The 10,860-nt window shown below is 69.6% G+C and carries 7 protein-coding genes; all 7 read left to right on the plus strand.

The annotated features are described in order from the left end of the window. The first annotated feature begins 27 nt into the window (after positions 1-27). The 7 genes from ACFFJC_RS20705 to tssM all read left to right on the plus strand — a co-directional run bounded on the left by ACFFJC_RS20705 (position 28) and on the right by tssM (position 10,818). Positions 28-501, plus strand: coding sequence for an Hcp family type VI secretion system effector (locus ACFFJC_RS20705; RefSeq protein WP_379489213.1), 474 nt, complete (start codon positions 28-30; stop codon positions 499-501). A gap of 73 nt (positions 502-574) precedes the next feature. Next, positions 575-2,440: a type VI secretion system Vgr family protein gene (locus tag ACFFJC_RS20710; protein ID WP_379489214.1), complete on the plus strand. Its 1,866-nt coding sequence runs from the start codon at positions 575-577 to the stop codon at positions 2,438-2,440. Next, positions 2,440-3,060 (plus strand): DUF6931 family protein, encoded by a 621-nt coding sequence (locus ACFFJC_RS20715; RefSeq protein WP_379489215.1) that lies wholly within the window; start codon positions 2,440-2,442, stop codon positions 3,058-3,060. The genes ACFFJC_RS20710 and ACFFJC_RS20715 overlap by 1 nt, the downstream gene beginning before the upstream one ends. Positions 3,061-3,062: 2 nt before the next feature. Then, complete coding sequence (gene tagH / locus ACFFJC_RS20720) at positions 3,063-4,550, plus strand: type VI secretion system-associated FHA domain protein TagH (protein ID WP_379489216.1); 1,488 nt, start codon at positions 3,063-3,065, stop codon at positions 4,548-4,550. A 44-nt stretch (positions 4,551-4,594) separates the two neighbouring features. Continuing rightward, positions 4,595-5,938 carry a type VI secretion system baseplate subunit TssK gene (gene tssK / locus ACFFJC_RS20725; protein ID WP_379489217.1) on the plus strand — a complete coding sequence of 448 codons (1,344 nt, stop codon included), beginning with the start codon at positions 4,595-4,597 and terminating at the stop codon, positions 5,936-5,938. After that, entirely contained in the window at positions 5,935-7,380 is a 1,446-nt protein-coding gene (gene icmH / locus ACFFJC_RS20730; RefSeq protein WP_379489218.1) for a type IVB secretion system protein IcmH/DotU, read from the plus strand. The genes tssK and icmH overlap by 4 nt, the downstream gene beginning before the upstream one ends. A gap of 12 nt (positions 7,381-7,392) precedes the next feature. Next, positions 7,393-10,818 (plus strand): type VI secretion system membrane subunit TssM, encoded by a 3,426-nt coding sequence (gene tssM / locus ACFFJC_RS20735; RefSeq protein ID WP_379489219.1) that lies wholly within the window; start codon positions 7,393-7,395, stop codon positions 10,816-10,818. Positions 10,819-10,860: the final 42 nt, after the last annotated feature.

Consider the following 10,860-nt stretch of genomic DNA (forward strand, 5'->3'; position numbering starts at 1 on the left):
GGTAAATCAAGTGGAAGGAGGCATGCAGTGGCTATTTTTCTCAAGATCGACAGCGTCAAGGGTAGTTCCACCGACAGCAAGTTTTCGGAGCAGATCGAGCTTCAGTCCTTCCAGTGGGGCGCCGGCCTCGGCGTAGGCAGCCCGCGCGGCGGCGACCGCACGACCAGCGAGCCCAGCGTCTCGGAAATCACCGCGACCAAGGTGCTGGACAAGTCGTCCGAGGGTCTGTTCAAGGCGCTGCTCAAGGGTGATCCGATCGGCAAGGGCACGATCTCGTTCGTCGCCGCCAGCAAGGGTGAATCGGTCGCCTTCGCCACCCTGGAACTCGAGGACATCATCGTGTCCGGCTATTCGATGTCGAGCGGTGGCCAGGACCTGCCGAGCGAATCGATCTCGCTGAACTTCACGAAGTTCGACTGGTCGTTCACCGGCCGCGACAAGAAGCAGGGCGGCAACCCGACCCACCTGATCTACGACCTCACCGAAAACAAGGTCGGCTGATCGGGACGGGCGCGGACGGCGTGCACGGTGCACGTCGTCCCCGCCGGACCGGTCGGCTTCGCGGCACGCGGCGATGGACAAGCACCTGCTCAATCTTCGCGTCCTGGCGGATGCGGCGATCGAGGATTATGCCCTCGTCGGCTTCGAGGGGCGGGAAGAGATATCCCAGCCTTTCGACTACTGGCTCGAGCTCATCACCAATGCCGAACCCGACCTGACGAGCTGGATCGGCAAGCTCGCCGAGTTCGACATCTATCCCGGATCGGGCCAGGAACGCGTCTTCGCGGGCCGGATCTACGCCGCCCGCCGCGTGGTAGGCGACGATATCGGCCGGATCTTCGTCCAGTTGCGCCCCGCCTACCACGCCTTGTCCTACGCCAGCGCCACGCACTTCGTACAGGACAAGACCAGCGTCCAGATCTTCGAGGGCATGACCGCCGATGTCACGGGGCTGGTGAAGACCCTGTCGGTCAGCCCCGCCCCGCCCAAGCGTGGCTACGCCGTCCGTTATGACGAGAGCGAGCTGGACTTCCTGGGTCGCCTGCTGGCGCAGGACGGCATCATGTACTTCTTCGTCTACGACCGCAGTGCGGGCGCCTACCGGCACAAGATGATCGTGACCAACAAGCCGGCCGACTACGTCGACATCGCCGCGGGCCCGGTGGAGTTCGTCGCGGGCAGCAAGAACGGCCATATCGACGTGCTGGAGCGGCACTATGCCGCCGCTGCGCGCCGGCACAAGCACGTCTCTTTCAACGTGAACAAGCTCGACGAGCCGTTCCTGAAGGACAGTTCCGCCGGGGACGGCTGGGGGGCGGTCTACAGCCACGAGTACGAGACCATCGGCTACGAGGCGCTGGCCGGGGGCGACGTGGAAAGCCGCCAGAAGGCCAGCGACGAACACGCGGCACAAAGCGCGGACCGGGTCGAGGGCAGGGCGCTGGAGCCGAGCTTCATGGCCGGCGGCCGGGTCGAGATCACCGGCGGCACGACGCTGGCGCCCAGGCGCATGGTGCTGACCCGCGTCATCCACTCCGCGTACGATCCCTGGATGTTCGAAGGCGCGGGAACGGCGCGCTATTCCAATCTTTTCACCGCGATCGACGCGACCAAGACGGTGCGGCCGCGCGTCGACACGCCCCCGCGGCAGGCGCCTGGTCCGATGCTGGGCGTGGTCGAGCTGGAGGGCGCGACCGCGGGCGAGATCAAAGTGGACGGCGAATGGCGCGTTCCGGTCGCCATCTCCAACGCGCGCGACTATTCCAAGGCCGGGTTCGCCAAGCAGGTGTGGTTGCCGGTGCAGCAACAGTGGGCGCATGCAACCCACGGCGCGCAGTTCTTCCCGCGCATCGGCACCCGCGTCATCATCGATTTTCTCTACGGCAACCCGGACCTGCCGATCATCACCGGCACCGTCTACACCCCGTCGCAGGCCTACCCGTTCGATCCCGCCAGCAAGGTGACGCAGACCGGCTGGCGATCGGTGACCGAAAAGAACGGCGGGGTGGTCCAGGAGTTCTTCTTCGAGGACAAGGACGGCAAGGAGGAAATCAAGCTCTACACCGGGCGCGACTATCGCCGGGAGATCGACCAGGACGACTGGGGCACGGTGAAGCGCGACCAGACGCTGGAGGTCAAGCGCGACCGCAAGCGCACCGTGGAGGGCAAGGAGACGGTGGACGTCAAGTCCACGCGCACGGTGACCGTCACCGACAAGAACCTGCTGGAGTCGCAGTCCGAGATCGAACTCAAGGTCGGCGGCTCGACGATCACCATGAAGCCGGACGGCATCACCATCAAGGCCATGCAGATCACCATCAAGGCCGACGTCAAGCTCGACATGTCGGGCGGGGCGACCGCCGCGCTCAAGGCGCCGAAGACGGATGTCAACGGGGACGCCATGCTGACCCTCAAGGGCGGCATGGTGATGATCAACTGATGGCGTCCTCCCCCTTGTCCATTCCCCTGCGGTTCCAGCGGTCCGAGTTAGAGGCCAAGGCCGATCTCACCGCCGCCGGAAAGGGGATGCTGGGCCGCATCGGACATCCCGAGAAGCTCGTCACCGCGCTGGTCGAGAACGGCAACGCGCGCGATGCCATCTATGCGCTGGCGATGATGCTGCCGCACCGCCAGGCCGTGTGGTGGGCCTGCCTGGCCGCGCGCGTGGTGCCGGATCTGGAGCGGCGCAGCCAGGACCTTGCGGCGGTCGCCGCGGCCGAGCGCTGGGTGCAGGGCGGCGGCGCGGGGGACGCGGAGCGCGCGGGCGAGATCGCGAACGCCTGCGATCCCGACTTCGCGCCCGCCTGGGTGGCGACTGCGGCTTACTGGGCCGGGCCCTCCATCGCACCGCGTGGGCAGCAGGCGGTGCCGCCGGCCCCGCACCTGCCGGGCGTCGCCGCGCGCATCGCGCTGCTTCTGCTGGCGCATGAACCGGCGCTGGCCGGCCGGATCGCCTTTGCCGACTGGCTCCCGGTCGGGCTGGCGCTGATGGCGGGCGGCAACGGGGCGCAGGCGCAGGCGGAACTGCGGGGCAGGCTGGCCGAACGCAAGCCTGGCTGACCATGTGGACTCTGCTTCTCTCGCGCCTGAACGACCCTCCGGGGAGCTTCTTCGACCGCCGCCAGATCGACGCCGGCCAGATCAAGGTGGGCCGCAGCGAGAAGATCTGCGATCTCGTCCTGCCCGACGACCAGGGCTTCGTCTCGCGCGAGCATTGCACGATCGCGGCGATGGGGCTCGACCTCACCGTCACCGACACCAGCAAGAACGGGGTGGCGCTGAACAATCCGGGGCAGCGGATCGTGCCCGGCCAGCCGGTGACGATCCGTCCCGGCGACCGGCTGGTGATCAACGACTTCGTCATCACCGTCAGCACGCCGGCAGACGCCCTGGGAGCCTCCTTCGTGCCACCGCCGGTCGCGCCGCTGCCGCTGGGCGCCAGCACGGCCGGAGACGACATCTGGAGCGCGGGTCCCGCCGATCCGTTCCTCGGCGACTTGGGCGGCGGCGAGGTGCACGACTTCCTCTCCGGCGGCAGCTTCCATGCGCCGCCCCCGAACGTCCCGGATTTCGCGCCCGCGCCGCCGCCGCTGGCAGACTTCGGCTTCAGCGAGCCGTTCGGCCAGGCCTTCGTGCCGCGCCCGATCCTGGCAGACCCCGTGCCGTTCGGAGGCAGCGTCGGCATTCCGGAGGACTGGGCGAGCCCCGGCAATGGTATCGGCGATGGCCAGCCCGTCCCCGAGTTCGAGCCGTTCCCGGCGCTGCCGATGCCCCCCTTGGGTCCGGATGCCGGCGGTGTCCCGCAGCGCAAGGACGATCTCTTCGCCGCCGCGCCGATGCCCGGCCCGGACGCGGCCGGCGATCCGTTCTTCCAGGCGAGCGCCGCGGGCGCTGGATCGCTGCCGTCCGCACCGTCGCCCGAAACATCGCCGCCATCGTCGCCCCCGCCGTCCGCGTCCGCAGGCCCGGGCAGCGATGCCGAGGGCTGGGCCGCGTTCTACGAAGGCGCCGGGTTCTCGCCCGAGGACATGCGGCTCCCGCCCGATGCCATGTACCGGCTCGGCGTGCTGTACCGGCAGGTCGTGCTGGGCCTGTGCGACATCCTGCAGGACCGCGCCACGTTCAAGGACGAGTTCCGGGTCGAGCGCACGCAGCTGAGCATGGGGCGCAACAACCCGCTCAAGCATCTGCCCGCCTTCGATGCCGCCCGGGTCGTGATCGGCCAGCCGCTGCCCGGGTTCATGGACGGGGAGGAGGCGGTGCGCAGTGCGTTCGAGGACATCAAGAAGCACCAGATGGCGATGCTCGCCGGCGTCCAGAACGCCTTGACGATCGCCTTCGCACGCCTCTCGCCCGCGGAGATGGACAAGCTCGTCGCCGCTGCCGAAGGCCAGAAGAAGGGCTTCCTCGGAAAGCGCGGCATCGATCGCTGGTCGCTGTACGTGACGGTCTATGAAAACCTGCGAAAAGATGCGACGTCCAATGCCAACGGAATCATGAGTGCGGCCTTCCGCGAAGGATACGAAAAGTTCATGAAGTCTACGCGTTAGAGTCATTCGGGGGACGTAGACTTGGGCAAGGGGGAATCGGGTCTGTGACGTGGGAGAACAAGCCTGTCTGGTCGGAAGGCATGTTCCTGCGGCCGCAGCATTTTCAGCAGTTTGAGCGCTTCGCCGTCGCGCAACTGGAATCGCGCGTCGCGCCGCTGGTGGCGCACGGCTACGGCGTACACCAGCTGGAGATCGGCGAGGGGCCGCTGCGCACCGGCAAGATCGTCGTCAACCGCTGCTCCGGCGTGTTCGAGGACGGCACCCCCTTCCGCATCCCCGAGCAGGCGGCGGCGCCCAAGCCGCTCGAGGTCATGCGCGACGTGCGCGACCAGGTCGTGCACCTATGCATCCCGGAGAGCCGCGCCGGCACCGCCGATGTCGCGCTCGATCGCAGCGCCCAGGCCGAGACGCGGTTCCTGGCGGAGGAGTTCGAAGCGGCGGACATCGTCTACGGCGCCAGTTCGCGGGTGGCGATGAACGTGGGCCGCCTGCAGCTGTCGCTGCGCACCGAGGCGGAGGGGCTGGAAGGCTACGTCACCCTGCCGATCGCCCGCGTGGTGGAGCGGCGCACCGACGACTCCGTGGTGCTCGACACCGGCTTCATCCCCTGCGCGGTGTCGGTCACTGCCAGTCCGGTGCTGTCCGGCTTCATCACCGAGCTCGAGGGCATGCTCCACCAGCGGGCCGAAGCGATCGCGGGGCGGCTGGGCACACCCGGTGCGAAGGCGGTGGCCGACATCACCGACTTCCTCATGCTGATGGTGGCGAACCGGGCGGAGGCGCTGCTCAAGCATCTCTCGGCGCTGCCCGCGATCCACCCCGCCGACTTCTACGGCATGCTGTGTGCCCTGGCCGGAGAGCTTTCGACCTTCACCCAGACGTCCAACCGGCCCACCTTCATGCCGCTCTACCAGCATCGCCAGCCGCGGCTTTGCTTCGATGCGGTGATGGCGGACCTGCGCCGCTCGCTCAGCAAGGTGTTCGAGCAGACGGCCGTGGCGATCGCGCTGACCCCGCGCGGCTACGGCATCCAGGTCGGGCAGATCGAGGATCGCTCGCTGTTCACCACCGCCTCGTTCGTGCTTGCGGTGCGCGCGGGCGTCGACACCGAGCAGCTGCGGGCCAACATGCCGCGGCTCACCAAGATCGGCTCGGTCGAGCACATCCGCGATCTGGTCAACCGGCACTTGCCGGGCGCGGACCTCTATCCCATGGCGGCGGAACCGCGGCAGATCCCGTTTCGGGCCAACACGGTCTACTTCAACATCAACGCGCGGCACGAACAGTGGCAGGCGGTGCGGACCTCGGGTGCAGTCGCGCTGCACGTCGCGGGCGAGATCCCGGGCCTCGAGCTGGAGATGTGGGCGATCCGGGGGCAGCAGCAATGATCGGCGACGACGACGGCGACGACGCGACCGTGTTCCGTCCGGCCGGGGGCGGGGGCGGGGGCACGCCGACACCCGCCGGCTTCCCGCCGCAGCCGCCGCAGGGCATCCCGCCGGCGCCGGCATCCGCGGCGCCCGGCATTCCGGTCTCCCCGCCGCCCGGCCAGCCGGTATCCGGCGGTGCCGCGCCGTGGGGCGCTCCGCCGCCGCCGCCATCGACCTCACAAGGCGGGGGCGGGCGCATCGACTTCGCGCCTGGCGAGCCCCATCTCTACGGACCCGAGCCCGTCGTCGCGGCGGCGGGTCGCCTGATCCTGCTGGCCAACCACATCAAGACCATGGCGGTCGGTCCCGACCTCGAGGCGCTGCGCCGCACCACCGTCGGCGAGCTGGACGCGTTCACCAAGCGCGCCCGGGCATTGGGGCTGGAGCCCAAGTCGGTGCAGCTGGCGCACTACATACTGTGCGCCTTCATCGACGATGCGGTGATGTCCACGCCCTGGGGCGGGCAGAGCCAGTGGTCCACGCAGAGCCTGCTGGTCGTCTACCACAAGGACGCGCGCGGCGGTGACCGCATGTTCCAGTTCGCCGAGCAGATGGAGCGCGATCCCGCTAGCGAGCCGCGGCTGATCGAGCTGCTGTACTTGTGCCTCTCGCTCGGGTTCGAGGGCCGCGCCGCGCTCGACCCGCGCGGGCAGAACATCCTCGCCCAGCGCCGCGCCGGCCTTGCCGCGCTGGTGCAGCGCCAGCGCGCGGCGCCGAGCGGGGAGATCTCTCCGCAATGGCACGGGCAGAAGATCGCGTCCGGCCGCTTCGGCTCTCAGGTCCCGCTCTGGGCCGTGCTCGCCGGCATCGGCGTCGTCGCCCTGCTGATCTTCGCGGCGCTGCTCATGCACCTGTCGAGCCGGGGCAACGCGGCGATCGAGGCGGTCGACCGCGCGGTCGGCACCGCCGCCGTGCCGCCCCCGCCGCCGCCCCCCGCGCAGGCGGAGACGCCGCTCTACGAGAAGTTCCAGGACATCCTGCGCCCCGACGTCGCCGCCGGTCGCCTCGAACTGACGCGCGAAGGCAACGAGATCGTCATCCGCCTGCACAACCAGGGCCTCTTCGCCTCCGCCCAAGCCGACGCATCGAGCGCGTGGAGCGACACCTTCGCGCATCTGGCGCAGGCCGCGAACCTCACCAAGGGCCCGGTCAAGGTCGAAGGCCACACCGACGACCAGGCGATCCACTCGCTGCAGTTCCCGTCGAACCAGGAGCTGTCGGAGGCGCGCGCGCAGTCGGTGGCGCAGGCGATCGAGGGCGCCGGCCTGGCGGACCCGGCGCGGCTGTCGATCGCCGGCTTCGGAGCGACCCAGCCGATCGGCGACAACGGCAGCGACGAAGGGCGGACCCGCAACCGCCGGGTCGAACTGCGCGTCGCCAACGACATCCACTGGCGCTGAGGGAGACAGGTGATGAAGGCACTCTTCCGCAACCGCTGGTTCTGGCGCGTGATCGGCGCAGTCGCGCTGGGCCTGCTGCTGTTCTTCGTCGGCCCCCTGGTGTCGATCGCGGGCTTTCGTCCGCTCGGCTGGTGGCCGGTGGCGAGCCTTGTCGCGCTGCTGCCGCTGCTCGTCGTGGGCGTCCTGTGGCTCCTGGCAGTGCGGGGGGAGAAGACGAAGAACGCCGCGATGATGGAGGCGCTCAAGCCCGAGCCCGGCGCCGCCGACCGTGACGAGATCTCCGCCAAGCTCACCCAGGCGCTCGACATGCTCAAGTCCGCCAAGGTGGGCTCGCGCGGGGCCTACGCCTATCAGCTGCCCTGGTACGCCATCATCGGCCCCTCGGGCGCGGGCAAGACCACCGCGCTGCTCAACTGCGGCCTCGATTTTCCCACCGCCGTGGCGGGGGAGTATCGCGCCCTGCGCGGCCAGCCCAAGACCCCGAACTGCGACTGGTGGTTCACCGACGAGGCGGTGCTGATCGACACCGCCGGCCGCTACGTGACGCAGGACGACGATGCCAGCGCGGATGCCGCGGGGTGGAAGTCCTTCCTGGACTTGCTCCAGCAGTACCGGCCGCTCCAGCCGCTCAACGGCGTCATCGTCGCGATCCCCGCCGCGGATTTCGTCGATCCGGCGAAGATGGCCGACCATGCGCGCCACATCCGCGCGCGCCTGGCCGAGATCGGCAAGGAGCTGGGACAGGACCTGCCCGTCTACGTGCTCGTCACCAAGGCGGACCTGCTCGCCGGCTTCCGCGAGTACTTCCGTTCCAGCACCGACAGCGAATCCGATCAGGTGTTCGGCGCGACGGCCAGGGGCGATCGGCCGGACAATGCCTCGGTGCTCGAAGGGTTCGAGGCACTGGTCACCTCGGTGTCCTCGCGCGTGGTCGAGCGGATGCAGAACGAGCCGCAGATGCACCTGCGCGCGCAGATCGCGGCCTTTCCGGCGCAGCTCGCCTCGCTGCAGGCTCCCATCGCCCGGCTGCTGGAGGCTCTCGGCCAGAAGAGCCGCTTCGACGAACCCGCACGCGTGCGCGGGGTCTATCTCGCCTCGTCGATCCAGACCGGCAACCCGGTCGATCGCATCCTGCTCAGCGTCGGCGCGCCGGCCACTCATTCGGCGCAGGCGGTCGGCGCCGGGCGCAGCTACTTCCTCAAGCGCTTCTTCTCCGACCTGCTGATCCCGGAGCAGGGCATGGCCGGGCGCAACCCGCTGGCGGAGAAGCGCGCCGGGCAGCGCTACACGGTGGCCATCGCCGCCAGCGTGGCGGCGCTGGCGATCTGCTGCGGCATCTGGACCTGGGGCTACTTCCGCAATCTTGCGCTCATCGACCAGGTCTTCGGCACCGCCGAGGCCTATGCCAACGTGCGCGCGAACGGCGGGGGCGGGGTGGACGAGGATGTCGCCGCACTCGGCATCCTGGGCGACGCGACGACGCAGATGGCGCAGGCGAGCGACTTCGGTCTGGGGCTGGGCCAGGGCGGACGCCTCTCTGCCGAGCTGGGCGGGATCTACGGGCGCGACCTCAAGCGCAGGCTCGCGCCGATTCTCGTCGGCCTTGCGGAGCAGCGCATGGCGGCGGACGGCCAGAACCCGACCGCGCTCTACGACGATCTCAAGTCCTACCTGATCCTCGGCGGGCAGGGCCCCGCCATGGGCGAGCACGTGGCGGGCTGGGTGCAACCGGCCTGGATGGAGCGCGGCGGCGGCAATGCCGAGAGCCAGGCGGGTGAACTCGCGCGCCACACCAAGGCCTTGTTCGACGGCAACTTCGCACCGCAGACCATCGACGCGGGCCGCGTCGAGGCGGCTCGCTCGGTCCTGCGCGCGCAGCCCGCGGCGGTGCGCGTCTACGGCCGCCTCAAGAGCAAGGCGCTCGAAACCGGGGAGGAGATGTGGACCGCGCGCGCCCATGCCGGTCCGCGGCCGGAGGCGTTCTTCGACACCAGCGGCGCCTTCGCGCCCGGCGCGGGCGTACCGGCGCTGTTCACCCGCAGCGGCTACGACAAGATCTTCCTGCCCATCGTCGCCAAGGGCGCGAGCTTGCTGGAGGAGGAGAAATGGGTCGTCGGCGACACCGGCGGCACGCAGCTCTCTCCGGCCGAGCTGGCCGGGCTGAAGTCGGACCTGGAGCGGCTCTACTTCGCCGAGTTCCTGGACCGGTGGCAGTCCTACACCGCTTCGATCCAGGTCAAGCCGGCGGCCTCCCTGGGCGAAAACGTCCAGCGCCTGCGCGACGGGGGCGGGCCGCTCTCGCCGATCAAGCCGCTCCTGGCGGCCATGGCCAAGGCCACCGACATGACCCCCGCCGCCGGGACGCCCAAGCCGGGCGGAAAGCTGGCGCAGGCGATGACCATGGCGGGGCAGGCGGGGGCGTTGCCGGCGGCGGGTGACGGTGGACGGCAGGCGGTGGTCGATGCCTTCCTGCCGCTGCGCATGTTCGTCGGCCAGGGCGAGGGTTCCCCGCTCGACGCCTGGCTGCAAGGGATGGTCCAGCTCGCCGACAAGCTGAACGTCATCGCGGTCCTGCCAGGCGGCGGCGGCGAGACCGGTTCGCAGCAGAGCATGGAGGCCAAGGCCGCCATCCTCCAGCTCGATCAGACGGGCAATTCGATGCCGGCGCCGGCCAGCCTCTGGGCCAAGGCGGTGGCCAGCGATGCCAACGTCGCGCTCGGCGGCGCGCGGCTGGCGCAGATGGGCGAGGCGATGAGCGGCAGCTTCGGGGAATCCTGCGCGAACGGCCTGGCCAAGGCCTATCCGGTGATGCCCGGCTCCAGCGTGGATCTGGCGGTGGCCGACTTCACGCGGTTCTTCTCGCCGCAGGGGCTGTTCGCCAACTTCGTCGCTACCGAGCTGGGCGGCTACGTCGACAAGACGCCGCCGTACTGGACGGCCAAGGAGAACGCCGGTGAAATCGGCCTGACCGCCGCCACCGTGCGCGCCATGCAGGCGGCGGACACGGTGACGCGGACGTTCTTCGGAACCGACCCGAACAGCCCGCGGCTCTCCTACCAGATCGAGCCGGTGGCGCTGTCCGGCGCGGAATCGCTGACGCTGCAGGTGGACGGCCAGACCTTGCGCTACGACGGCAAGGCGGCGATCCCGTCCACCTTCGACTGGCCGGGAGCGGGCGGCGCCTCGGTCAGTTTCGCGACGGCGGGCGGGGCACCGGCGCAGCGCACCTGGAACGGTCCCTGGGCCGTCTTTCGGATGATGAAGGTGGCCGCGATCAAGGGCGGGGCGTCGCCGGCAATCGGGGAGGGCAGCCTGACCCAGGGCGGCGCGCGGTTCGACTTTCGCATCCGTACCTTCGCGGGGGGCAATCCCTTCGTGGTCGACCCGTTCGTGAAGGTCGGCTGCCCCGCGATCGGCTCGGCCGCAGCGGTCGGTTAGCGCCGCGTTAGAGCGTGATCATCTTAGGCTGAAGCATAGCCG

The sequence above is a fragment of the Novosphingobium soli genome, from assembly GCF_042432915.1.
Lineage (GTDB): Bacteria > Pseudomonadota > Alphaproteobacteria > Sphingomonadales > Sphingomonadaceae > Novosphingobium > Novosphingobium soli.